Origin of the sequence: Mycolicibacterium vinylchloridicum (assembly GCF_013404075.1) — a bacterium.
Lineage (GTDB): Bacteria > Actinomycetota > Actinomycetes > Mycobacteriales > Mycobacteriaceae > Mycobacterium > Mycobacterium vinylchloridicum.
Window position 1 is genome coordinate 1 of record NZ_JACBJQ010000068.1, and the last position, 25,309, is coordinate 25,309.

Below are 25,309 nucleotides of genomic sequence, written 5' to 3' on the forward strand. Positions count from 1 at the left end.
ACCTTCCGCACGTACGCCACGGCCCAAAACTACTCGCCTAGTACCCCCAGCACCGAACCCCACCCAGAGAACCCGCAGGTCAAACCCACGCGCGCCAAGTTACCAACCGGTAATGTCCTAACTCAGGCCTGGCGGACTATGTGCGGCTGGAAAGTCGCGCGGCGGTGAATTAGACCGAGGTCCTTGGGATTTCGGCGGTGACGGGGTCGTCGTCACGCTCGTCGCGCGGCAGCATGTGGGCTCGCACCGACGCCCGCGTCCCTTCCGGCCGCAGCATGAAGCTGGCCGGGCGTGGACGCACCCGCTGTGGCCACCAGAACCACCGGCCGAGTAGCACGGCGATCGACGGCGTCATGAACGACCGCACGACAAGGGTGTCGAACAGCAGGCCGAGGCCGATCGTGGTACCCACCTGACCGATGATCTGCAGATCGCTGGTGACCATCGCGGCCATGGTGAACGCGAACACGAGGCCGGCGTTGGTCACCACCTTGCCGGTGCCGCCCATGGCGCGGATGATGCCGGTGTTGATGCCGGCGCCCAGCTCTTCCTTTATTCGGGAGACCAGGAGCAGGTTGTAGTCCGAGCCCACCGCCAACAGCACGATCACCGACATCGGCAGCACCATCCAGTGCAGCTTGATGTCCAGAATGTACTGCCACAGCAGCACCGAGAGCCCGAATGATGCGCCCAGCGAAAGCGCCACCGTGCCCACGATCACAAGGGCGGCAATCAGGCTGCGGGTGATCAGCAGCATGATGATGAAAATCAGACAGAGTGCACCGATCGCCGCGATCCAGAGATCGTATTTGGAGCCGTCGCTGAAGTCCTTGAATGTCGCTGCGGTGCCGGCGATCGAGATCTTTGCGCCTTGCAGCGGTGTGGTTTTGAGCGCTTCCTCGGCTGCGGTCCTGATCTTGGGGATGCTCGCGATGCCGGCCGGCGATGCGGGCTCGTCCTTGTGAGAGATGATGAACCGCGCGGCTTTTCCGTCGGGGGACAGATAGGCGCTCATCGCCCGCTTGAAGTCCGGATTCTCGAACACTTCGGGCGGCAGATAGAAAGTGTCGTCGTCCTGCGCCGCGTCGAAGGCCTGCCCCATCGCGGTGGTGTTCAGGTTCGAATCGTCCAGAACGCCGAACGTCCCGGACATGGTGCTGTGCATCCTGAGCATCATTCCGCGCATGGATTCCATGATCGCGATCATTTTTGGCGTCTGTGCAAGGAGTTCCGGCTGTATCTGGTCAATTTTCGCAAAATGAACCAGCATTTCTTTCATTTTGTCATTGAGAGAGGAGATACCGTCGATCGCGTCGAATATCGACCGTACCGCCCAGCACAGGGGAATGTCGTAGCAGTGCGGTTCCCAATACATATAGGCACGAATCGGCCGGAAGAAATCGTCAAAATCTGCGGCGCTGCCCATGAGCACCATGACGAGCTGCGACATTTCTTTCGTGGTGATGAAGGAGTCGTGCGTGATGTCGCTGAGTTGTTTCTGCAGCTCGTACATGCGCTTCATCAACGCGATCTGTTTGTCCATCAGTTTGACCTGCTCGAGCATGTCGTTCATGCGGGCCTTCATGAAATTCAGGCTGCTCTGCATGCCCGCATTCTGCATATCCATGAGGAACGGGATGGACGTGTGCTCGATGGGCGTTCCCTCCGGGCGGGTTATGCCCTGCACCCGGGAGATACCGGGCACCTTGAAGATCGCCTTCGCGAGCTTGTGCAGAACGAGGAAGTCCGCCGGATTCCGCATATCGTGATCGGATTCGATCATCAGAATCTCGGGCATCATCCGGGCTTGGGTGAAATGGCGGTCGGCGGCCGCGTTTCCGACATTGGCCGGCAAATCCTGCGGGATGTACAGGCGATCGTTGTAACTCGTCTGATAGCCGGGCAGTGCGAGCAGGCCGACGAGCGCAATGGCAATCGTTGTGATGAGAATGGGCACGGGCCAGCGCACGACCGCCGTGCCGATTCGTCGCCAGCGACGGTTCCTGAGCCGAACCTTGGGGTCGAACAGCGTGAGGCGCGCGCCAACGGCCAAGAACGACGGAACCAGCGTGACGGCCACCCCGACGGCGACGAACATGCCGACAGCCGATGGCACGCCCATGCTCTGGAAGATGGGTAGTCGGGTGAAGCTCAGGCACAACATCGCGCCGGCGATAGTCAGACCGCTGCCCAACACGACCGGCGCCACGCTGCGGAACGTGCTGTAGAAGGCGGTTTCGATGTCTTCGCCGACCTGCCGTGCTTCGTGGTATCGGCCGAAGAAGAAGATCCCGTAATCGGTTCCCGCGGCCATCGCCAAGGCGACCAGCAAGCTGACGGCGAACGTCGAGAGGCCGATGACATCGTGGTCGGCGAGGAACGCCACGACGCCTCGCGCCATGAGGACTTCGATGCCAACCGTCAGCAGCAAGCCGAGGACGGTGATGATCGACCGGTAGACGAAGAGCAGGATCAGGAAAATGATGACGCCGCCGACCGCAGTCATCTTGATCATTGAATGGTCGCCCGCATGCTGCATGTCGGCGACCAACGCAGCCGGCCCGGTGACATAGACCTTGATGCCGGGCGGCGGGGCCGTCCGTTCGACGATGCTGCGGACGGCGTTGATCGACTGTCCGCCCAGCGTCGTCCCCTGGTTGCCGGCCAGATTCAGCTGGATGTAGACGGCTTTGCCGTCTTTGCTTTGCGCGCCCGACGCGGTGAGCCGGTCTCCCCAGAGATCCTGCACATGCTCGACGTGCTTCGTATCGCTCTTCAGCGCGCGAATCAGTGTGTCGTAGTACGCGTGCGCATCGTCGCCGAGTTCTTGCTGACCTTCCATCACCAGCATGGCAAAGCTGTCGGAGGTGGACTCCTGGAACACGTCTCCCATGCGGTGCATGGCCACGACCGCGGGGGCGTCCTGTGGGGCCATCGGCACCGAATGATCGCGGCCGACGGTCTCCAGCCAGGGCACGAAGAACGTCACATAAACCGTGATCGCTACCCACGCCAGAATGATCAGCGGCGACAGCGTTCGGATCGACCGCGCGATCAACGGGCGGCTGGGCGGGGTGGTCGGCTCTGCCCTGGTTGCGGTTTCCGACACTTACTTCTCTTGGTTCAGCAACAGGGCGCGCACCAGCGGCCGCGGTCCCGAGGGCCGAAGCATCGAGCTGGCGGGGCGGGGGCGAACCCGCTGCGGCCACCAGAACCAGCGGCCCAGGATTGCGGCGATCGACGGCGTCATGAAGGCGCGCACGACCAACGTGTCGAATAACAGACCGATCGCGATCGTCGTGCCGACCTGACCGATGCTGATCACGTCACTGACGATCATGGATGCCATCGTGAATGCGAACACGAGACCCGCGGTTGTCACGACCTTGCCGGTGCCGGCCATTGCCCGAATGATGCCCGTATTGATGCCGGCGCTTATTTCTTCTTTCATTCTGGCGACCAGCAACAAATTGTAGTCAGATCCGACTGCCAACAGAATGATCACCGTCATGACGAAGACCGACCAGTGCAGTTGTATCCCAAGCAGATACTGCCAAATGAAAACGGCCAAACCGAAGGATGCGCCCAAGGAAACCAGGACCGTGCCGACAATAACCATGGCTGCAATCAGGCTTCGCGTCACGATCAGCATCACGACAAAAATCAGGCACAGTGCTGAGACGACAGCGATTATCAGATCGTATTTCGTGCCGGTGACCGTATCCTTGACCAAGGCCGCAGTTCCGGCCAGAGAGATTTGGGATCCCTCCAGTGGGGTGCCCTTGAGCGCCTCTTCGGCTGCGCTCTTTATCGCGTCCACCCGGCCAACGCCGTCAGGCGATGTTGGATCGCCCTTTTGTGAAATGAGCATGCGGGTGGCTTTGCCGTCCGGCGAGATGAAGATCTTCATCACGCGCTTGAAGTCTTCGTTCTTGAACACCTCCGGCGGCACGTAGAACGAATCATCGTTCTGAGCGGCGTCGAATGCTTTGCCCATGGCCGTCGAATTCGTGTTGCTGTCGTCCATCTGGCCGAACACGCCGGACATGGTGCTGTGCATGGTGAGCAGCATTCCGCGCATGCTGGTCATGATCGCGATCATTTCCGGGAACTGCGCCAGCAGTTGCGGCATGATCGCGTCCATCTGATCGAGATTTGCGGTCAGTTGTTGCAGCTTGTCGGTAAGCCCGTCAACGCCGTCGAGGATGTCGAAAATGCTTCTGACCGACCAGCACAGCGGGATATTGAAGCAGTGCGGTTCCCAGTACAGGTAATTGCGGATGGGCCGGAAGAAATCCTCGAAGTCGGCGATGTGATCACGCAGTTCCATGGTGATATCCGCCATTTCATGCGTGCTCTTCACCATCTCGTGCATCGTGTCCGACATCTGCTTCATCAAGTCGTACATGCGCGACATGATCTCGATGGTTCGCCCTAATTGTTCGGCCTGGGTGAGCAAGTCGGCCATACGCTGCTTCTGGAAGAACATGAATTGCTGCTGGCCGGCTTGTTGCGCGCTCATCAGATAGGGAATCGTCGTGTGGGCGATAGGCGTTCCCTCGGGCCGGGTCACGGCCTGCACTTTTTCAATACCCGGGACGGCGAGCACGGCTTTCGCGAGCTTGTTCAGAACCAAGAAGTCGGCCGAGTTGCGGAGATCACGATCGGTCTCGACCATCAAGATCTCGGGCATCATCATGGCCGACGGCGGAAAGTGTCTGGCCGCAGCGTTGATGCCCTGGGTGGCGGGAAGATCCTTGGGCAGGAAGTGCTGGTCGTTGAAGTCGGGTTTGAAGCCCGGCAGCGTCAACAGCCCTACCAGCGTGATCGCCAGTGATGCCACCAGAATGGGAACGGGCCATCGGACGATCGCCGTGCCGATCCGTCGCCAGCCGCGATTGCTCGCAGTTCGTTTGGGCTCGAACAGGCCGAACCGGCTGCCGACGGCAATGACTGCGGGCACCAGCGTGACCGCGACCGCGACCGCGATCAAGATGCCAACGGCACACGGAACCCCGAGGGCTTGGAACGCGGGCAATCGGGTGAAGCTGAGGCAGAAGGTCGCCCCGGCGACCGTCAGGCCGGTGGCTATCACAACATGGGCAACACCGCGATAGGTCGTGTAGAAGGCCGTCTCCCGGTCTTCGCCGGCAAGACGAGCCTCGTGATACCGCCCGATGAAGAATATGCCGTAATCCGTGCCCGCCGCGATCACCAGGGCCACTAATAGGTTCACCGCAAAAGTGCTCAGCCCGATGATCTCGTAATGGCCGAGCAGCGCGACGAATCCGCGGGCGGCCTGCAGCTGTATACCCACAACGAGCAGCAACACAAGAACGGTGAGCGGCGCGCGGTAGACCAACAACAGCGTCACGAGAATCACCGCGATGCTCACCAGGGTGATGGTGGTGACGGTGCTGTTCCCGCTGACGCTCATATCGGCAGCCAGCGCCGCCGGACCGGTGACATACGTTTTGATCCCGGGCGGCGCAGGGGTCTCCGAGACGATGTGCTGCACAGCTTTGACCGACTCGTTGGACAACGCGTCGCCCGGTTTGCCGGAGACAACGATCTGCACGTAAGCGGCCTTGCCGTCGTCGCTCTCGGCGGCGGCGCTCGTGAGTGGGTCACCCCAGAAGTTCTGGATGTGCTGCACGTGCTTGGGGTCGCTGCGTAGCTGGCGGATCAGCTGGTCGTAGTAGGCGTGCGCCTCGTCGCCGAGGGGCTGCTGACCTTCCAGGACGATCATCGCCGCGGCGCCGCCTGACCCCGTCTCCTCGAATACCTCGGAGCCGCGGATGGCTGCCTTATATGACGGCGCATCGGTGGCGTTCTGCGATACCGCGTGCTCGGCCTCGACCTGCTCGAGGGTGGGGACACCCATGGTCAAGCCGACGACGATCGCCAGCCATCCGAGGATGACGAGTACCGAGAACCGGCGGATCGTGTTCGCGACGAACGGGCGACCCGTCTCCAGCTGGTGGTTACTCATGCGGCCTTCAACAGACAGGAGACGAATGAACTCACTTCGTGGACGGTCGTTTTCTCGTCTTTGATTTCGCCATCCACCGAGATTCGGCAGCCGATGGTGTCGCTATCGCCTTGCGCGGCGATGCTTCCGATGCCGGCGGCGGCGGATATCGGGAACTCCAACGACCACGGCAGAGTCGCGTCCGTGTGTACCGGATTGCCTTCTTCGTCGAAATAGCTGATCTGAGCCATCGTTCCGGGCGGTCCGAAGATCTCGTATTTCATCTTCTTCGGGTTGTACGGCTTGCCCTTTTCGTTCTTGGTATCGCCGTAGGTGAGGGTCTTCTCGCTTCCGAAGATGCCGTGCAGGCGCGAAACCGTCAGCCCGCCGGCGGCAAGCACGGCGATCACGACCAGCGGAATCCACAGACGCTTCAGCAACGTGAACACAAGTCCCCGATTTCGACGGCCTTCCCGGGATCCGCTCGCGGCCGGAGGCGGAGGCGGTGATTGGTCAGCAGGCCGCACCGCGGTGTCCTCGTGGGGCCGGGTGGTGGCATCGGGCTCAGTTTGCGCAACGTCGGGCAAACTTCCGTCGATCACTGCACGCCGACCTTTCCCATCTGCCGAGTGTCTCCACTCCTCGCGCCGGCCATCAGATGGAGCGTCCAACTACACATCGAGGCACAGCGTCTCTCGTAACCCCGAAGGGGTGGGCGTCACGGCCGGCGTGACAACGACCCCCGCAAATGTGCGGGGCCGTCGATTACGCGACCGATCTCGACGAGAGTCAACCATGCTGATGGCCTCCGTGTGGGCTCTTTGCGATGCAACAGCGGAGCATACGCGCTCGTGCATGCGCTGAACTGCGGTAACGGCTAAGTCTTAGGTGGGTTTCCAGGCTAATTGTATTGACGCACCCGCAACCGGTAGGGCGTCATTAGGGGAGCTCTCATATATAGAGGTATGCCGCTAGTCGATCTCGGCGCTCAGCTCGAACTCAGCCAGCGTGCGTTCGGCCAATTTCCGCAACTCGGCCCGAGTCGTGACGGACCCCGGCTGGTACCCGCGGACGCACACCCCGACCTGGTTCATCTCCATCGAGGTGCCGACAAAAACATGCAATTGGCTGCCCGTCCGCTCGAGCCAGCCCCGGGTGATGTTCTGGCTCGCTCCTCGGGCGAACATCCCGTCGCACAGCGTGCCGTCGGGGCGGCTCGCCGCCGGCCCCGTATCGCCGAGATTCGAGCACACCGCGGGTTGTTCGGGGTCGCTGACCGCGTAGTCCATCAGATGTTTCCACGCCCGCTTGGGGGTGAACGGAGTCAACGCGACGAGCTCCGCCGATTCGTCGGGAGTATCTTTCGCATCCTTGAGCGCCTGCTTGATCGCGGCGCGCGCACCAGTCAGATCGGTCGCCGCCTCAGTCGGATCGATACCGACCCGGACAAACGAAACCGCCACCGCCCGCGCATCGTCCATCGTGCGGGTGTTGACGGTGAGCAGCATTCTGACGTCGTCGGCATCGCCGTGCGTGCGTCCCATGTGCCGATCGAGCCGCGCGGTGAACGCGGCGGCCAGTGCGCTCGCGGTGCCGCCCAACGCCTCCGCGCGAGCGTTCCACTCGTCCAACCGGAGCCGGATCCAGATATTCGGCACGATCACGAGATCATCGGCGCCGCTCGTCGGCGGGCCCGGCAGCGATGCCTGCGCCTGCGAGTGCACCACATCCTGCTGGCGGCGGCGGGCCTCTTTCACTGCCGCGACAAGCGCCCGCCCGACTTCCGGCGCGTCCTGGGCGGTTTCGCGGATGTCTTGAACCAGCGCCTGAACGCGAGATCGCGATTGGGGTGGTGGGTAGCCGAGGTCGACGGGCATACCCAGAAGTGCCTGTGTCACGGCGACGGCAGCACCGATGCCGTCGATGACGTAGTGCGACAACACCAGACTGATCGCGGTCGAGCCGTCACTGAGCGGGGTGACGCTGATCCGCCAGCCGGGTCCGGATTCGGGATCGATGGGTAGCTGGGTGCGCTCGTCGAACCAGTCGCCGAGTTCATTGCGGGGACGGGGGGTCGTGGCGATGTCGAGTTCGGCCGGGTTTGGGTCCGCGACCCACCGCCACCGGCCGAACGGCAATGGCGAGCGCTCGATGAGCCGTCCCATCATCCCCTGAGCGAGTTTGTCGCGAAACCGCCTCAAGCCCTCGATGTCTACCGGGTTGTGATAAACCCAGCCGACCTGCATCACTTCCTTCTGCCCGGCGGCGTGATGCCCCGCGTAGAAGGCTTGATCCATCAGGACCAGCCGGTTGTCCCGCCGTTCCTCGTTGGGTGCTTGCGCAGGACGTTCCTGGATTGACACGAGCGTCAGAGTAGCCGACCGGCTGTCTCGATTTGGCGGGGTTGGGCGGGGCATCGCAACCGCCCAATTCCTTGTCGCAGCGCTGCCGAGAACCCTATTCTGCCGCTGTGATCAGTAGCCGGCCCAGTGCCGAGAATCCTCGACAGGCCCCGCGATCGGGGACTCGGAACCGCCCGGTTGCGCTTTTCGTGTTGGGTAGTGGCCGGTCCGGAACCTCGGCGCTGGCGCGCGTTCTCGCGCTGTGTGGTGGCTCGCTTCCGCCGGGTCTTCTGGGGGCGACCTCGGAGAATCCGCGCGGTTTCTTCGAGGCACGTGCGGTCATCCATCTGAACCAGGCGATCCTGCACGACCACGGCAGCTCCGGCTACGACATGGCGCTGGACTCCTACCAGGAAGGTGCCTTCGCTCCCGAACAGAACGAAGCCTGGGTGGCCAAGCTGAGGGATTACCTGAAGAGCTTGCCGGCCGCGCCCGTCATGGTCATCAAGGAGCCGAAGACGACGACGGTGTCCGGTATCTGGTTCGAGGCGGCGCGGCAGGCCGGTTTCGACGTCGCGGCCGTGATTGCAGTACGCCACCCAGACGAGATCATCGGATCCCTGGAAAACCGGGCCAACAAACAGAATTACGTCGAGTCATCCCCCGAGCTCACCTGCGCCTGGTGGTTGAAATACAGCCTGCTCGCCGAACGGGACACCCGCGACGTGCCGCGGGTGTTCGTCGAGTACACCAACCTCCTGGCGGACTGGCGCCGGGAACTCAAGCGGATCTCCACGTCGCTCGCTATCGATCTCGACGCCCACGACGAGGTCGATGAGTTCCTCACCCCGGATCTCCGGCACCATCAGACCCGCGGACCGGCAACCGAACCCTTCGGCACCGACTGGATTCGCACCGTCTACGACGCGCTGGCCGCCGCTGCCCGCGACGAACCCTGGGACGAGGGCGAGCTGGATCGAGTTTTCGAGGCGTATGGCACGAGCGAACGCGGATTCCGACAGGCGTTCAAGGACTCCCGTCGCTATCTCAATGTCGACCGGCTCTTGCCGCCGCTCGTGGTGAAGCTCGGGCTGGAGACCCTGGCGCTGGTTCACCGGCGCAAGGGGACGTGGGCATAGCCGGATGAAACTCGTATTGGCTTTTTACGGAACTCGCGGAGACGTCGAACCGGGCATCGCGGTCGGTCGAGAGCTGCTGCGGCGCGGCCACGATATACAGCTGGCCGTCCCACCCGATCTGATCGGATCGGCGGAGGCGGTCGGGCTCACGGCGATCCCGTACGGGCCTGATACCCGGTCGTGGCTGGAAAATACTCGCGACTTCTGGGGCTACTTCTTCCGGAACTTCTGGCGGGTGCGGGATGTGCAGAAGTTTCTCGAGGAATCCCGCAGCCCGGGGATGCGTGCCTGGGGCTCGATGACCAAGTCACTGGCAGCGGTCGCGGGCGGGGCCGATCTGCTGGTCACCGGCGTCAGCTATGAGGAGCTGGTGTTCGACGTCGCCGAATACTGCGACGTTCCGCTTGCCACCGTGCTGTGGTATCCGATGCGGGTCAACGGAAAGCTCCTGCCGTTTCTGCCTGAGCCGGTGGTCCGGGCGGGAATGAGGGTGGGCGAGTCCCTGATCTGGCGCGGGGTCAAGAAGGAAGTCGACAAGGCGCGCCGGGAACTGGGTCTCCCACTGGCGACGGGCCCGGTGCCGGGGCGCATCGCCGAACGGGAGCTATTGGAGATCCAGGCCTATGACGACGCGCTCTTTCCTGGACTGGCGGATGAGTGGAAGCAGTGGGGTGGCCAGCGGCCGTTTGTCGGCACGTTGACGTTGGAGCTGGCCACCGAGGAAGACTCCGACGTCATGTCGTGGATCGCCGCGGGGACGCCGCCGATCTGCTTCGGGTTCGGAAGCATCCCGGTGGAGTCGCCGACCGACATGATTCGCATGATCGCGGGCGCCTGCGCGCAGGTGGGCGAGCGTGCATTGGTGTGCGCCGGCTGGACCGACTTCAGTGACGTTCCCGAGTTCGACCACGTCAAGGTCGTCGGCGCGGTGAATTACGCGACGGTCTTCCCCGCGTGCCGGGCGGTGGTGCACCACGGCGGCGCGGGCACCACGGCGGCCGCCCTGCGCGCGGGGATCCCGACCTTGGTCCTGTACATGGCGGATGTCCAGATGATCTGGGGCGCGGCCATCAAAAAGCTGAAGGTGGGCTCCTCACGAAAGTTCGCGTCCGCTACGGAGAAGCGGCTGGTCAAGGACCTCCGCAGGATCCTTGCACCGGATTACCGCTCCCGGGCCCGGGAACTCGGGGCCCGGATGATCAGACCGGCTGACAGCGTGACGACCGCTGCCGACCTGCTGGAAGACTTCGCTCGCCGCAAGCGGGTTAGCTAGGCCGCCGATCTGATCTGCGGGAAACACCGCAAACTGACGGCCCTGCAAGTTTAGACTCAGCGCCGAAATGCTGGCATGCGAGATAGGGCCATTTTGACCATCACCGACTACGACGTGCGATCGCTGTACCTCGACCTGCTCCGGCGCAACCTGACCAGGTTCGGGATGCATGAGCGGATGCCCTCGGATTGGCCGTTGCGGCGCCGGCTCCTGCTCAAAGCGGCCAACACCTTCGGCCCCAAACTCCGCGGCGCCGGTGTTCGTGATCAGAACTATCGCGAGGCGGGCCTGGACTGGCCGGCCGAGGCCGAGACGATGATCGGCATGAAGCGGCTGACCAGTCTGCAGGAGTGTGTCGAGACCGTGCTGGCCGACGACGTCCCCGGCGACCTTGTCGAGACCGGCGTGTGGCGCGGCGGCGCGTGCATCTTGATGCGGGCGGTGCTGGCCGCCTACGGGGATCGGACGCGCAACGTGTGGTTGTGCGACTCCTTTCAGGGCGTCCCGCGTTCTGACACCGAGAATTACAAGGCGGACAAGGGGATTCACGCAGAAATTGTCTCGGGCATCCTGGGTGTCTCGGAGGCGGATGTCAGGAAGAACTTCGAGCGCTACGGGTTGCTCGACGACCAGGTTAGGTTCCTGCCAGGCTGGTTCAAGGACACGCTGCATGACGCCCCGATTGATGCCATCTCGGTGCTGCGGCTCGACGGCGATCTCTACGAGTCCACGATCCAGGCCCTCGACGCGCTATACCCGCGCCTGTCACCCGGCGGCTTCTGCATCGTCGACGACTATCTGGCCGTGAAAGCGTGCGAACAGGCTGTCACCGATTACCGCACCAAGCACGGGATCACCGAGGAGATCGTCGACATCGATGGCACCGGGGTGCTGTGGCGCAAGAAGTGAATGCCTGACAGCGAGAGTCGGGTACGGATCGGCATTCTGGGGACGGCCCGCGTCGCACCTGCGGCGCTGATCAAACCGGCCGCAAAAAATGCTGAAGTTGTCGTCGCGGCCGTGGCTGCGCGGGACAAGCCGCGGGCGGCGGCGTTCGCCGCCAAACACGGCATCGCCACGGTGCACGACACCTACGACGCCCTGATCGCCGATCCCGATCTGGATGCGGTGTACAACCCGTTGCCGAATGCCTTGCACGGCAGGTGGACTCGCGCCGCACTGGAGGCGGGCAAGCATGTCCTGTGCGAGAAGCCGTTCACGGCAAATGCTGTCGAGGCTCGCGAGATCGCAGACCTGGCGGCGACATCGGATCGCGTGGTCATGGAGGCCTTTCACTACCGCTACCACCCGTTCGCGGCGCGGGTAGAGCAGATCATCGCCTCCGGTGAACTGGGCACACTGCAGCGGGTGGAAGCAGCTGACTGCTTCTGGCTGACCAAATTCTCCTCGAATGCCTACAACTATTCGCTTGGCGGCGGCTCGCTGATGGATCTCGGCAGCTATGCCGTCGACATGCTGCGCACGTTCGGCGGCTCGACCCCGGAAGTTGTTTCGGCCCGGGCGAAACTGCGCGGGCCTCAGGTGGATCGGGCCATGACGGCCGAACTGAGGTTCGCCGGCGGGCATACCGGTCAGCTCCGCTGCTCGCTGTGGTCGTCCGATCTACCGCACGTGACGGCCAAGGTGATCGGCGACCGGGGTGAGCTGCGGCTCCACCCGATGGTGCCGTTCCAGCAGTTCTCGGTGCGATCCGCCGATGGTCATCGTGTCGAACGTTTCTTCAAGGCGCGCACCACCTATGACTATCAGCTGGAAGCGTTCGCCGCTGCGGTGCTGCGTGGCGAGCCGGTGAAAACGGCTGCGGCCGAAGCCGTCGAGAACATGACGGTCATCGATTCCATCTACCGTGCCGCCGGCCTTCACGTCCGCGAACCGGTCTAGGACGCCGGCAGCCCGATCTCGGCAGGCAGATCCGTGCCCGAGAGCCACGCGTCGACGGTGCGGGAGAACAAGTCCGGATTGGCCAGCGGCCAGTCGTGGCCCATACCGACAACGACCTTGTCGACGCCGTTGGGCATCGATTTCGCGAGCACTGCGGCCAAGCGGTGGATGAGGCGCAATTCCTCGTCACCGGTGAGGAATAGCGTTGGTGCATAAGACTTGTCGAGCCTCTCGGGCAGAGTGAATCCCGCAGACGCCACCGAGATGTGCGCGAGTTGTGCGCCGGAATTCAGGCGTGAGTCGTCGTGGTAGTCGTCGTTTTGGGCCGCATGTCGTTCGTCCCAGAAGCGATCGATCACGGCCCATCTGAACCATGCGGTTCTGGCGAGCAGCCCCGCCAGGCGTCGCGTCAGTTGTACAGCCGGCAACGTGTTGACGAAGGTGCTGCCGAGCACCGCTCGATCGACCAGTCCGGGCTCGGTGGCCAGCAGCTGGACGGCAACTTGAGCGCCGAGTGAATAGCCGACCACGTGCGCCCGCCCCGTGCCGACCCGGGTGCGGATGAGTTCGCCGATCGCGGCGGCGGCACGGCCCATCTCGAAAGGTCCCTGCTGAAAGCTCTTGCCGTACTGGGGAAGATCTGGGACCAGGCAGTGATAGTGAGGCAATCTTTCGACGACGGGATCCCAGGTCCAGCCGCTCAACAGTCCACCGTGTAGGAAGACGATGGTGGGCGCGTCGGCTGGACCGGATTCGCGTACGAAAAGATCCACCTGGTGATGCTATCGGCCGGGCTAGTTGGTGAAATGCGCGCTGTTGATGTGTTCGGCTACTCGCAAGGCATTGGCGGCGACAGTCAGGCTCGGGTTGATGCCGCTACTGGAGGGGAAGAATGAGGCATCCACCACGTAGAGGTTGGCGACCTCGTGCGCCCGGTTGTGTGCATCCAGCACGCTGGTGGCGGGATCGGTGCCGAAGCGGGCGGTTCCGCAGACGTGCCCCAGCGTCCCGTTGTTCTCCCCGGTGCGCAGCGTGAGGGTGCGGAACGGCTGCAGCACCTCTTTGAGCGCGCTCAAGAACACCTCGCGGCGTTCCCTTTCGTTTTCGTGCAAGCGATACTGGAGCCGCAGCCGCTGGCGACCGTCGGTGCTCGGCCTATCACTGGGCAGGACACGATTGTCCCGATAGGGGAGGTCTTCCATGATCGCGGCGAGCACAAGTCCGCCGCTGATCACCCTGTCGTAGATCGGGCGGCCCAAGGGGCTGGCCCACCGCAGCGCCGTCGAAACCAACCCGGGCTGGTTCATCATCATGTCGATGGGCGCCAACGAGGCCATCGAACTCGCCGACTGCACCGTGCCGTACTTCTGGCCGTCCATGAAATAGAAGTCGTTGAGTCCGATTTCCTTGTTCTCGGCGGTGATCTTGCTGCCGCGTTGCGGCCAGATCTCGATCCAGTCCATCACGTGGCGCATCAGGTTGCGCCCCACCATGTCTGAGCCGTTTGCCAGTCCACGCGACCAATCCCCGGATCGGGAATTGAGCAACAGCACCGGGGTGGCCAGGGCGCCGGCGGCCAACACCACCACTTTGGCTTTGAGTCTGAGCATGTCGTTGCGGCGCTGACAGATCACCTGCTGCACGCGGGTGCGGTCGGACTCGAGTCGCAAAACTCGGCATTCGTCCAACAGGCGAGCACCGTATTCGGTGACGGCGGGCAGGACTCCGGCGCGTGCGCCGTCGTTCTTGCATCCCTTCGGGCACAGGTAAGCCTGACAGGTCGCGCAATCGTCGGTGTAGTCACAGGCCATCGGCAGGTGATAGGGATGCAGCCCGCGTCCGGCCAGATAGTTGACCAACGGCTGATTGTCGGCCGAAAAGGGCGGTGCGGTCGGCAGTCCGACGTCGGCGGCCTCGGGTCGCAGGGGATCTGCATCGCCCCGAACCCCGAGGAGTCGCTCGGCTTCGGAGTACCACGGCGCCAGCTGCTCGTACGAAATCGGCCAGGACTCCGGCACAGTGGATTCGCCAGGGTCGGTGAAGAACTGCCGTGGAGTGAAGTCGTCGACGAAGAACCGTTCGCAGACCATGCCGTAGAGGGCCGATGATCCACCGGGCCCGGCGCCGATGTACGGCACGAACCTCCTCGGACGGCGGCCGCTGATATCGGTGATTTCGTCGTTGCTTCGGCCCGCGCGGGCCAGCGTCTCGTAATAGGTCTTTTTCGACCGAGAGGCCTTCGGTTCGGCGATCTCGGGCATCGCCGAGCGGATCGTTCCCGGCGTTCCAGGCAGTGTCGAGCGTCCCTTTTCGACAAACAACACTCGGCGACCGGCATGTGCCAGCCGCCGGCCGAGCATGCCGCCTCCCATACCGGCACCGACGACGATCACGTCCCACTCGATGCGTTCGGCTTCGCGCCCAGTCAGTTCGCCGTCAGGCACTATCGAGCTCCTCGCTGAGATGGCCCGCTCCGCCAGGTTGAAACCGGGCCTGATCTGGGCGATTCGGGATGCTATCAACGCAGTCCGAGAAACGTGGCGAGTTCGTCGTCGTGACGGTCACGCTGGAAACGCTGAGACGATTCCTGGGCGCTGAGGGCAAGGCGGCGGCGTAGGTCCTCGTCTGCTTCGAGCGTCATGAGGTTGACGGCCAGCGCGTTCGCGTCGCCAGCCGGGCTGAGGAATCCGCCCACGCCTGGCTCGATGATCTCCGGGGTACCTCCCGAATTCGTCCCGCACACTGGTAGTCCGGCTCGCATCGCCTCGACGGTCACGCGGCCGAACGCCTCGCTCTGGCTGCACATGAGGCCGACGTGGGCGGCGGCCCAGTAGGGGCGCAGATCGCGTGTTGGCCCGTGAACGGTCAGCAGATCGTCGACGTCCAAACGTTCGGCAAGGTTGTGGAGCGGCTCGTGGCTTCCGGTGCCGACCAGCGTCAACTCGATATCGACGCCGGCCTTTCGGGCGATGGCGATCGCTTCGATCGCCAGTTCCTGCCCCTTGGCCTCGGAGAAATACCCGACCAGGATGGCGCGCATGCGCTCGCCGGGCTGTCGCTCCGGCGGGGTGCCGAGTTCTTTGTCGACGGCGGGATAGAGCACGCGGGTTTTCATCGTCGGCGCCAGCGCGACCATCGCTCGCTCGACCGCGTGCGAGTTGCAGATCACCGCATCGGACAGCCGGGCCACCGTCCGTACGGTTCTGCGGTAGCCGAAGAGAAACCAGAGCTGGTGGTCGTCGCGCCCGAACTCCCGGACGATCCAGTAGTGCGGGATACGGAGGATCTTGGCCGCGATCGCGTGTGACGGGATCGTCATGGTGTTCGTCAGGACCATCGTCGGGCGCCACCGGATGAAGAAGACCAGTGCACTGACGATGCCGGGCAGGAGTATCGCGGTATAGGGAAGCCAGCCGATCAGCACATGCGGGTCGACCGATCGCGACCGTGACCATTTGCCAAAAGCCCACCACGGCGTCCACGCGATCTTCATCTCGATGCCGTCCTGTGCGCATCGCTGCGCGACTTCGCCGTTTTGCGGGATGACCGCAACCAGCTCCACGTCGGGGCGCTTGGTCCGGATCGCCAGCAGCATGTCCCGGAATCCGACCACCCCTCCGCCGCCGAATTTACTGACATTTGAGACCACCACGACCCTTGGTGCGGAGCTGTCACTGGCGGCGAACACGGCCAGAGTTTATGTGACAGTCGCCGGGCCTTAATCCGTAATCGATGCCAGGAAATTGTTGGGTTGACGTACCCTTTCCACGGCCACCCGAGGGCCTGCGCGCGGAACTGATATTAGCTGCGCGCGCAATGCAGCAGTTATGCAAGGAGCACCTGCCCGATGACTGACGTCATGCCGGTGACTGACACCGCGCTGGTGACATTGTGGTGTCGCGCGAGCGAAGCCCGGCGTGCCGACGCAATCGTCGACGATCCGATGGCGATTCGCCTGATCGAATCGATGGACTACGACTTCAGCAGATTCAAGTTGTCTGCCGATCGGCAAGATCTCGCGCTACGCACGCTTGCCTTTGACAACGGCACCCGCAGCTATCTCTCTGCGCATCCGAAGGCCACCGTGGTGGCCCTCGGCGAAGGGATGCAGACCAGCTTCTGGCGGCTGGATGCCGGCGGTCTCGGCCATGAATTTCTTTGGCTCACCTTGGATTTGGCGCCGATCATCGAACTCCGACAGCGGCTGCTGCCGGCATCACCGCGGATGTCGACGTGCACGCAATCGGTACTGGACTTCAGCTGGATGGACCAGGTCGATCCCCAGCATGGCGTGTTCATCACCGCCGAGGGTCTGCTGCCGTATCTGGAGCCCGACGAAGCGCTCGGCCTGATCGCAGAATGCGCGCGCCGCTTCCCCGGCGGGCAGATGATGTTCGACCTGCCGCCGAAGTCGCAGGCGCTCCTGGCCGCCCGGCCGCAGTTATGGAAGGTGATGCGTGGCGACTGGCCCCGCACGCCGTTCAGCCTGACGGCGCGTGAGCTCGCCAAATTGGCCGACACGGTGCCGGGCGTTCGGGTTGTGCATGACGTGGCGCTCCCCCGGGGCCGGGGACGGTTGTTCGACTCGCTGTTGCCCAGGACGCAGGGATTCCCCCCGATCCATCGCCTGCTTCGGCGTTGGGTCGGCGTCAACTGGCCGACCATTGCGTCGTTGACCCTGCTCGAGTTCGGCACCTAGTGGCGGCACAGGTGCGGGTCGGTGTTCTGGGTGCCGCCGCGATCGCCCCGGCGGCGGTGATCAATCCGGCGAAGGACAGCGCGGAGGTCGTGGTCGCGGCGGTCGCCGCACGAGACGTCTCCCGTGCCCGGGCTTTCGCGGCCAAGCATGGCATCGCGCGGGTGCACGATAGTTACGAAGCGCTGATCGCCGACCCGGATGTGGATGCGATCTATAATCCTCTGCCAAATGGCTTGCACGGCAGATGGACTCGTGAGGCTCTCGAAGCCGGCAAGCATGTGTTGTGTGAGAAGCCGTTCACTGCCAACGCCGCGGAGGCCCGCGAGATCGCCGAGCTGGCCGCCCAGTCGGACCGGGTGGTGATGGAGGCCTTTCACTACCGCTACCACCCTTTCGCGTTGCGCGCCGAGGAGATCATCGCTTCGGGGGAGTTGGGCACTTTGCAGCGGGTGGATGTCGCCTTCTGCTTTCCGCTGCCCAAGTTCTCCGACATCCGCTATGACTACTCGCTGGCCGGTGGCGCGACCATGGATGCCGGCTGCTATGCCGTCCACATGCTCCGCACCTTTGGCGGTGCCACCCCGGACGTTATTTCAGCGCAAGCGAAGTTGCATGACAGCCGGGTGGACCGGGCAATGACCGCCGAGGTGCGCTATCCCGCCGGGCACACCGGGCGCCTGCGCTGCTCGATGTGGTCGGCCGACCTGCTGAGGGTCAGTCTGCGGGTGACAGGTGACCGCGGCGAGTTGTACGTGATCAACCCCTTGCTGCCTCAGCTCTTCCATCGGTTTTCGGTGCGAACCGGTCAGGAGAAGCGGGTCGAGCGATTCCCGCGCCGCGCGACCTACGCCTACCAGCTCGATGCGTTCGCCGCGGCGGTACTGCGAGGTGAGCCGGTGCGAACGTCCCCCCAAGACGCGATCGAGACGATGACCGTCATCGATTCGATCTATCGTGCGGCCGGCCTGCCCGTCCGTGAGCCGAGCTGAGGGCTGTTGCTGACGGTTATGTCAATTCCGTGCACCGTTGCTGGAACGCGTTCTAGTATCGCGGCGGCGGTTTGAACAGGGAGAGAGAAGTAATGCCAGACAGCGCTGGCCGGGTACGCATCGGCATCCTCGGCGCTTCGAGCTTCGCGCCGACGACGATCATCAACCCGGCCAAAGACAACCGCGATGTGGCGATCACCGCGGTGGCATCTCGTGATCAGCCCAGCGCCGACGAGTTTGCCGCCAAATATGGCATCGCCAAGGCCTACGGCTCCTATGACGCGTTGATCGACGATCCAGATCTCGACGCGATCTACGTCCTGGTGCCGACCAGCATGCATGGCAAGTGGACAAAGGCCGCCCTCGCCGCCGGAAAGCACGTGCTGGTAGAGAAGCCGTTCACGGCCAACGCCGCCGAGGCGCAGGAAATAGCCGACTTATCGGCCACGTCGGATCGCGTGGTGATGGAGGCGATTCAATTTCGTCACCACCCGCTGACCCGGCGTGTCGAACAGATCATCGCGTCTGGGGAGATCGGCGCGCTGCAACGAGTGGATGTCACGTTGTGCGTGATGCTGCCGACGTTCAAGGCCAACTGCTACAACTACGCGATGGCCGGCGGCGCGATGATGGATGCCGGCAGCTACGTGACGAACATGGCCCGCACCTTCGGAGGCTCGACCCCCGAAGTCGTATCGGCACAGGCGAAACTTCAGAAGCCGCAGGTGGATCGAGCCATGAAGGCTGAACTGCGATACGCGGGCGGCCACACCGGTCGACTGCAGTGTGCGCTGTGGTCGGGCAACCTGTTTCGGGCGAGCGCCAGAGTGGTGGGCGATGACGGTGAGCTGAAGTGGCTCAGTCCTGCGGCACCCAACCTCCTCCCGCGGCTCTCGATACGCTCGGCGAACGGCAAGCGAACCGAACGCTTCTCGCGCCGGCCCACCTACTCCTTCCAGCTGGAATCCTTCGCAGGGTCAGTCCTGCGCGGCGAGCCGGTGCGGACGTCGCCGACAGACGCCGTGGAAAACATGAGTGTCATCGACGCGGTCTATCGCGCTGCCGGGCTCCCTATCCGGGAACCGAGCTCGCCCTAGCCGCCGAGTCGCCCCAGGGCGGTGATCTCCACACTGACCGACTTCCGCTGACCGACGGCGCCGAGCATGAATCGGATGTCGCCCCACGGAGCGCCCAGCCAAAAGCGCCAGAACCGCTTGTCCCAGAGCTTCCACACGTAGCTACCGTCACCTAGTAGCCGCTGAGCCTGGACCCACTCCATCCGGTGGATGAGCCGCTTTGCCCGGTCGGTCACCATGGCGGCATTCATCTCCATGATTTCCAAACCCCAAGCCCGATAGCGGAACTCGAATCCGTACTTCTTCTGGAATTCGTAGAACGCCCGCATCTCACCGTTGGTCACCAGGTACTCGTCGAACACCAGAATCGACCCCACGCTGAAGCGTTCCTTGCAGGTTTCCAGGGCGTGCAAGCAGCTCTCGTAGGTGTCCAAATCCATGTGGAACAGTCGGATCGGCCCAGGGTGGGCGTCGAGGAATGGTGCCAGTGTGTCGTAGGTGCTGCCCTTGATGAACTCGACATCGCGACCGAGTGCTGCGGGAACCCCGTCCACGAGCGTGACGCCGGTGTCTTCGATGAAGCGTTGGGCCCATGGCTCCGAAATCGATAGTGCGCCAGCTTTGACGAGCTTGTGGTCGTCGATCTGCCAATCCTCGACAATTCCCTCGAACGTGTCGAAGCCGTATACGCGACGACCGGACTTCTCGGCCAGCAGCCGGGTCGACCAGCCGATCCACACGCCCAGGTCGAGCAGCAGCCCGTCGCCCTCGAGCTGCGACGCCTCCCACAACAGCGTGTGGCCCGCAATCTTGCACCTGCGCAGCTCCGCCAAACTAGTGCGAATGAAGTCCTGGTAGTCGGCCTCGTAAACACTGATGTCACGGGAGTAGAGATTCGGGATGTAGCGATCGCTCTGTCGCGGCACGCTGGCACTATAGGCGCGCCGGACCGGCCCCTGGGGACGTTTTCACAAACCCCGGCATCGCCCTAGGCCGACCAGATAGCCAAACGCTTACTTGACTGTCAAAAAACACGCAATACTGTCCGGTGGTCCCGAGCATGCGGACACGTGAGAGGCGGAGAGGGCTAGAGCTGCGATGAAGGTGGTCTTGGCATGCCACGGCGTCCGTGGGGATGTCGAGCCGTGTGTCGTCATCGGGCGCGAGTTGTCGCGCAGGGGCCATGACGTGAAGATCGCGGTCCCGCCGAACGTGGTCGCCTTCGCCGAGGCGGCTGGCCTCACCGCCGTCGCGTGGGGCGGTGAGTCGCAGGGGATGATGGACGCTCAGCGCGACTACTGGACCGCTCTCTTCCAAATCCCCTGGAAATCAAAGGAGTTGGGTCAGCTAGGAGCCGATATCGGGAAGATCCTCACCGAATGCTGGACAGCGGAGGCGCTTTCGACGCTGGCGTCGCTGGCCGACGGCGCTGACCTGATCATCGCGGGCTACGGTTTCGAGCAGTTCTCGGCCAATGTCGCCGAGTACTACAACATCCCCCTGGTCACCGTCGAATTCTTCCCGACCCGAGCCAACGGCCGGGTGGTGCCCCTGTTGCCGCCGCCGGTGGGTCGCGCGGTGATGAAGGCCTACGAGCGGATGTGCTGGAGCGGGGTGGTGAAAGAGGTCGAGGACGCCCAGCGCCGTGAGCTTGGCCTGCCGCCGGCGACAACGCCCTGGCGAGAACGCATCACCGAACGTGGTTCGCTGGAGATTCAGGCCTACGACGACGCCGTCGTCCCCGGGTTGGCGGCCGAGTGGGCGCACCTGGGCAGTCAGCGTCCCTTCGTCGGCACCTTGACGCTGGAGTCGCCGACGGACTCTGATGCCGAGGTCGTGTCGTGGATCGCCGAGGGAACACCCCCGATCTTCTTCGGCTTCGGCAGTGTTCCGGTCGGATCCCCGGCTGAAACGATCGCCATGATCAGTGCCGTCAGTGACCGGCTGGGCGAACGGGCGGTCGTGGGCGCGGGCTCCACGGACTTCAGCGCGATCCCTTGTCCCGAGCACGTCAAGCTCGTGGGCGTGGTCAATTTCGCCGAAATCTTCCCGCTCTGTCGTGCGGTGGTGCACCACAGCGGCGCAGGCACCATCGCCGCGTGCCTGCGGGCGGGAGTGCCGCAGGTCGGGCTCTGGACGCTGCCCGATCAGGGGTTGCGCACAACGCAGCTCAAGCGGTTGAAGGTCGGTACCGGCCGTCGCTTCGCGAGGACTTCGGAGAAGTCGTTGGTCGCGGACTTGCGCAAGGTTCTGGCTCCGCAGTACATCGCGAGAGCTCGCGAGTTCGCGACGCGTATGTCGACGCCCGCCGAGAGTGCCGCCGCTGCTACCGATCTCGTGGAAGACTTCGTCCGCGTCGGGCGGGTGTGCTGATGTGGGCAGCAAATCGGTCGGTTACCGTAGCGGTGTCTGCACTGGTGGGCGCGACACTCATCGGCGTCGCGTCGATTTTTGCTCCTTTGTCCCCGCCTGTCGCGGCGGCGGCCACCACGGTCCTCGTCATGGGCGGCACGGGTCACCCGCTGTCAACGCCGCCTGACACGATCGACTACGTCGAGAGCTACACCAGTATGGCGAGGAACAACTACGTCTCGCCCTCATCGACGGCAAGCCGCTCCACCGGCATTCCCGTCGGGCCCTACAACACGGTCGCAGTCATCACACCCGAGGAGGATGCGCCGACTTTCGGCACGTTGACCCTTCGGGAGTCGATTGCTGAGGGCCTGGCGAATCTCCAAATCTGTATCAGCTCCAATTCTTGTGTCTACGACGAGAACATCGGATCGGCGTCGCCGTCGCCGATCGACACGTTTGTGATCTTCGGGTACTCGCAGAGCGCGGCCATCGCGATGTTGGAGAAGGCCCAACTGGCCAGCCAATACGCACCCGGTGAAGGCCCCGACGTCACGTTCCTAGTGATCGGCAACTCCAGGCCGAATGGCGGGCTCGTCTCCCGCGACGTCGGCGGCATAATTAACCAACTCCTGTTCGGGCGCAAGCGCAGCGAGCTGATTGCCGACCCAGTGCTGACGAACACCCAATATGCGACAGTCGATGTCGCGCTGCAGTACGACGGTTTCGCGGACTTTCCGCGTAACCCGCTGAACCTGCTCGCTGACCTGAACGCGTACCTGGGGATCCTTCAGCTGCATCCGACCTATAACGAGCACAATCTCAGTAAACCGGGTGTCGTCGATCAAGGACAGTACGGCGACACGAACTACTACCTGATCTCGACACCGGTGCTCCCCCTGCTCATGCCGTTGCAGAAGCTCGGCCCCGCGGGCCATGTGTTGGCCGACGCCTTGGATCCGTTGCTGAGGGTCATGGTCGAGACTGGCTATGACAGGACGATGAGCCCAGGGCAGCCGGCACCGTTCGACGTGTCTTACTTTCCGAATCCGATCAAGACGACGGTGAGTCTGTTGGCCGCTATACCGACCGGTCTGGACAACGCGCTCGATGACATCGTCGACGTGCGGCCGTTCGGCACGCAGCGACCCGGACCGTACGGAATCGGCGGCCCAAGTGTCGACTACCTGAACTCCGACCCGGCGTCGACGGCTGACCCTAGTGCGGGCACGGCTTTTCGGGACCTTGCGTCCCACGTAACTCCGCGTGGCGTCGGACGTCTCCAGGCGCGCTCGACGTCGCCCGCCACTTCCGCCCGCCCGAACCGCCCGGCAGCGTCACGGTCAACCATCACCCAGAAGCCGACTGGCAGCCCGACCTCCAGCAAATCCTCACGCGGGCAGGGATCCTGGAAGCGGGCTACCTAATGTGCAATGTCATCGACGAGAATGCTACGACCGCGGACCAGGACATCGAGGGCGAGGATGCGCGTTGGACCTAACACCAAACAAGCGACGCGTCTACCAATTTCCGATTCAGCAGATTCTGGTCACTCGCGACTGCCCGCCGACGGCCAGCGCCTGATTAGCCTTCGGCCAGCGCTCGATCAGCCAAGGCTCCGATGACTGGGCCCAGCGCTCGGGAGTATTCGAGTGTCATGTGAGCCCAGTCGAAGTAGACCAGAGTGTCGCCCACGATGACCGGGCAGCGATCCGCGGTGCAGAACAAGTCGGTTACATCGACGTACTGCCCGTCTCCAGCTTTGACTGCGGCCGCCTCGGCGGCGATACCCGGCTCGTTGACGGCAGCTGACCGCTCTGGCTCGCAGGCGGTCACGTCGTCCAGGTGAGCGGAAAGGCAGACCGGCACCATCTCCGCTGGGCTTGGGATTGGGCCGAGAACCACGACCTGGGAACCGATCTCACGAAATTCGCGGACTGTGCGAGTGAGGCTGTCCAGCCATGCCCTGTCATAGGGTGAGAAGGCAGCGGGCCAGTCGACGGATCCGTACGCGCGCCACATACTAAGCACGATTAGTCGCGGGCGTTCGTTGCGTAACCGGTCGGTGATCTGGCTGCGCCATTGGTCGCACTCGGTGTAGGTCCTGAGCAGGGCGGGGATCGACGCGGGCAAGTCCAGCAAAGGGCAACCAGCCTTCGCCAATGTCTCTATCCGCCAATGGCGTTCGTCGGCGATCCGACGGAAGGCGGGATTCCACATTGCGGCATGCGAATCGCCCACTAGAGCGACGGTAGTTGGTGAGTTGGTGTCGCCCACAGCACATTCAGGCTGCCCGGTTTGTAGAAAGGTGCGCATGCAACCACCGAGGTAGATCTCTTCATCCTCGGCAGCCGCATCCGCCAGTGAGGGGACAAGGTTCGACGGGACGGCGTCGGAATCAGCCGAGGTAGCGAGGGCCGACTGGAGCTGTGCGACGGCCTCTCGCACAGCGGTGTCGTAGGCATCGAGGCTTGCGGCTGGCCAGACGGGCGCCGTGGTGACGGAGATAGCCCTAGCGGGCTTACCGTGCCCGATCGAGGTCGGTACCGCCTTCAGCAGTCCCAGGCCGACACAGACCGCGATCGCGGTGGCCAACGCGCCAAGGCCGAGACTGCGCCACGGGGGGTTGCGGATCTTCGGGCTGAAACGCAATGGGTTTTCGATGAATCGCAATGTGAGCCAAGCTAGTCCGGCGGCGAGCAGCGCTGCGGCGATTCGGGCGGCGAGTCCCAGCGAGTGACCGACGATCAGTGGCACGAATACGAGTACCGGCCAGTGCCACAGGTACCAGGAGTAGGAGATACGGCCGATGGCACGCATGAGTGGTAGCCCTAGCAGGCGTCCGCAGCCATGGGTTGGTGCGGCGCATCCAGCCCCGATTATCAGCGCGGTACCGACAGTCGGGAGCAAGGCGGCGGTGCCTGGGAAGGGCGTGGTCGGGCTGAACCATATGCAAGCTAATATGATCAGCGCCAACCCGGTCCAGCCGATGACGCCGGCAGGCACTGCGGACAACCGGCGCCAGTGGATGGCGGTGAGCGCCATCAGACCGCCAATCGCGAGTTGCCAGGCCCGGGTAGGTAACGAATAGAACGCCGCGGCCGGGGCGATGTTCGTGCCGACGAGCGAAATCCCGAAAGACATGATCGCGACAAGTGCGAGCGTAGCCACGTACGGACGTTGGGTCGGATTAGACTGGGACGCCGGTCTTTTCCGTGCACGGCGTGTCAAGCGGATCAGCCAGGCCACGCCGAGGATTAGTGGTGCCCATATCAGGTAGAACTGCTCTTCGACACCCAGCGACCAATAGTGCAGGAACGGCGATGGTGCTAGGTGGTTGGCAGAATTGAAGTAGTTGATGCCCTCGAGCATGAATCGGTAGTTGCTCACGTACAGCGCGCTCCAGATGCCGTCGTATAGGACGGTCGGCGCTTGCAGAGAGCAATGATCAGAACCTGTGGATGACCCTCGGTGGGGCGGCATGAAAGTGGGCGCACCTTCCCGGGGATGATCTGAAGTCCAAGGTTCTCTGATCAAGACCGGCGTTGACGCGCTGGTTGGGAAGG

The 25,309-nt window shown here is 63.5% G+C and carries 18 protein-coding genes; 9 read left to right on the top strand and 9 right to left on the bottom strand.

Annotation, left to right across the window (positions count from 1 at the left end):
- Positions 1-169: 169 nt before the first annotated feature.
- The 4 genes from HPC46_RS30230 to HPC46_RS30245 all read right to left on the bottom strand — a co-directional run bounded on the left by HPC46_RS30230 (position 170) and on the right by HPC46_RS30245 (position 8,334).
- Positions 170-3,109 (bottom strand): MMPL/RND family transporter, encoded by a 2,940-nt coding sequence (locus HPC46_RS30230; RefSeq protein WP_179475806.1) that lies wholly within the window; start codon positions 3,107-3,109, stop codon positions 170-172.
- Positions 3,110-5,992, bottom strand: coding sequence for an MMPL/RND family transporter (locus tag HPC46_RS30235; protein ID WP_179475807.1), 2,883 nt, complete (start codon positions 5,990-5,992; stop codon positions 3,110-3,112).
- Positions 5,989-6,408 (bottom strand): MmpS family transport accessory protein, encoded by a 420-nt coding sequence (locus HPC46_RS30240; RefSeq protein ID WP_179475821.1) that lies wholly within the window; start codon positions 6,406-6,408, stop codon positions 5,989-5,991. The genes HPC46_RS30235 and HPC46_RS30240 overlap by 4 nt, the downstream gene beginning before the upstream one ends.
- Positions 6,409-6,942: 534 nt before the next feature.
- Complete coding sequence (locus tag HPC46_RS30245; protein WP_325096840.1) at positions 6,943-8,334, bottom strand: condensation domain-containing protein; 1,392 nt, start codon at positions 8,332-8,334, stop codon at positions 6,943-6,945.
- Positions 8,335-8,522: 188 nt separating this feature from the next.
- Here HPC46_RS30245 and HPC46_RS30250 point away from each other — a divergent pair, with 188 nt between their 5' ends.
- The 4 genes from HPC46_RS30250 (at position 8,523) to HPC46_RS30265 (ending at position 12,627) form a co-directional block, all read left to right on the top strand.
- A complete protein-coding gene (locus tag HPC46_RS30250; RefSeq protein WP_179475808.1) occupies positions 8,523-9,452 on the top strand; it encodes a sulfotransferase family protein in 930 nt (309 codons plus the stop codon).
- A gap of 4 nt (positions 9,453-9,456) precedes the next feature.
- Positions 9,457-10,725 carry a glycosyltransferase gene (locus HPC46_RS30255; RefSeq protein WP_179475809.1) on the top strand — a complete coding sequence of 423 codons (1,269 nt, stop codon included), beginning with the start codon at positions 9,457-9,459 and terminating at the stop codon, positions 10,723-10,725.
- A 93-nt stretch (positions 10,726-10,818) separates the two neighbouring features.
- A complete protein-coding gene (locus HPC46_RS30260; RefSeq protein ID WP_407665579.1) occupies positions 10,819-11,634 on the top strand; it encodes a TylF/MycF/NovP-related O-methyltransferase in 816 nt (271 codons plus the stop codon).
- Entirely contained in the window at positions 11,635-12,627 is a 993-nt protein-coding gene (locus HPC46_RS30265) for a Gfo/Idh/MocA family protein (protein ID WP_179475810.1), read from the top strand.
- Here HPC46_RS30265 and HPC46_RS30270 read toward each other — a convergent pair.
- The 3 genes from HPC46_RS30270 to HPC46_RS30280 all read right to left on the bottom strand — a co-directional run bounded on the left by HPC46_RS30270 (position 12,624) and on the right by HPC46_RS30280 (position 16,315).
- Entirely contained in the window at positions 12,624-13,400 is a 777-nt protein-coding gene (locus HPC46_RS30270) for an alpha/beta fold hydrolase (RefSeq protein WP_179475811.1), read from the bottom strand. The genes HPC46_RS30265 and HPC46_RS30270 overlap by 4 nt on opposite strands.
- Before the next feature lie 21 nt (positions 13,401-13,421).
- Complete coding sequence (locus tag HPC46_RS30275) at positions 13,422-15,071, bottom strand: GMC oxidoreductase (RefSeq protein WP_179475812.1); 1,650 nt, start codon at positions 15,069-15,071, stop codon at positions 13,422-13,424.
- A 74-nt stretch (positions 15,072-15,145) separates the two neighbouring features.
- On the bottom strand, positions 15,146-16,315 hold the full coding sequence (locus HPC46_RS30280; RefSeq protein WP_179475813.1) for a glycosyltransferase family 4 protein: 1,170 nt from the start codon (positions 16,313-16,315) through the stop codon (positions 15,146-15,148).
- Positions 16,316-16,474: 159 nt separating this feature from the next.
- Here HPC46_RS30280 and HPC46_RS30285 point away from each other — a divergent pair, with 159 nt between their 5' ends.
- From HPC46_RS30285 to HPC46_RS30295, 3 genes are all read left to right on the top strand, one after another.
- Positions 16,475-17,326 carry a class I SAM-dependent methyltransferase gene (locus HPC46_RS30285; protein ID WP_179475814.1) on the top strand — a complete coding sequence of 284 codons (852 nt, stop codon included), beginning with the start codon at positions 16,475-16,477 and terminating at the stop codon, positions 17,324-17,326.
- Between the two features lie 11 nt (positions 17,327-17,337).
- Entirely contained in the window at positions 17,338-18,315 is a 978-nt protein-coding gene (locus tag HPC46_RS30290) for a Gfo/Idh/MocA family protein (RefSeq protein WP_407665580.1), read from the top strand.
- A 92-nt stretch (positions 18,316-18,407) separates the two neighbouring features.
- Positions 18,408-19,412 (top strand): Gfo/Idh/MocA family protein, encoded by a 1,005-nt coding sequence (locus HPC46_RS30295; RefSeq protein WP_179475816.1) that lies wholly within the window; start codon positions 18,408-18,410, stop codon positions 19,410-19,412.
- Here HPC46_RS30295 and HPC46_RS30300 read toward each other — a convergent pair.
- Entirely contained in the window at positions 19,409-20,317 is a 909-nt protein-coding gene (locus tag HPC46_RS30300; protein WP_179475817.1) for a class I SAM-dependent methyltransferase, read from the bottom strand. The genes HPC46_RS30295 and HPC46_RS30300 overlap by 4 nt on opposite strands.
- Positions 20,318-20,489: 172 nt before the next feature.
- On the opposite strand from HPC46_RS30300, the gene HPC46_RS30305 reads away from it, so the two are divergent.
- Both HPC46_RS30305 and HPC46_RS30310 read left to right on the top strand, forming a co-directional pair.
- On the top strand, positions 20,490-21,764 hold the full coding sequence (locus HPC46_RS30305; RefSeq protein WP_179475818.1) for a glycosyltransferase: 1,275 nt from the start codon (positions 20,490-20,492) through the stop codon (positions 21,762-21,764).
- Positions 21,765-21,796: 32 nt separating this feature from the next.
- Positions 21,797-23,170, top strand: coding sequence for a PE-PPE domain-containing protein (locus HPC46_RS30310; RefSeq protein WP_325096841.1), 1,374 nt, complete (start codon positions 21,797-21,799; stop codon positions 23,168-23,170).
- 157 nt (positions 23,171-23,327) lie between these two features.
- On the opposite strand, the gene HPC46_RS35865 is transcribed toward HPC46_RS30310, so the two are convergent.
- Entirely contained in the window at positions 23,328-25,133 is a 1,806-nt protein-coding gene (locus tag HPC46_RS35865) for an acyltransferase family protein (protein ID WP_179475820.1), read from the bottom strand.
- Positions 25,134-25,309 lie beyond the last annotated feature (176 nt).

Coding starts and splice junctions, on each gene's coding strand:
- HPC46_RS30235 (WP_179475807.1), bottom strand. CDS start 5,992: ATGAGTAACCACCAGCTGGAGACGGGTCGCCCGTTCGTCGCGAACACG.
- HPC46_RS30255 (WP_179475809.1), top strand. CDS start 9,457: ATGAAACTCGTATTGGCTTTTTACGGAACTCGCGGAGACGTCGAACCG.
- HPC46_RS30265 (WP_179475810.1), top strand. CDS start 11,635: ATGCCTGACAGCGAGAGTCGGGTACGGATCGGCATTCTGGGGACGGCC.
- HPC46_RS30285 (WP_179475814.1), top strand. CDS start 16,475: ATGACTGACGTCATGCCGGTGACTGACACCGCGCTGGTGACATTGTGG.
- HPC46_RS30295 (WP_179475816.1), top strand. CDS start 18,408: ATGCCAGACAGCGCTGGCCGGGTACGCATCGGCATCCTCGGCGCTTCG.
- HPC46_RS30305 (WP_179475818.1), top strand. CDS start 20,490: ATGAAGGTGGTCTTGGCATGCCACGGCGTCCGTGGGGATGTCGAGCCG.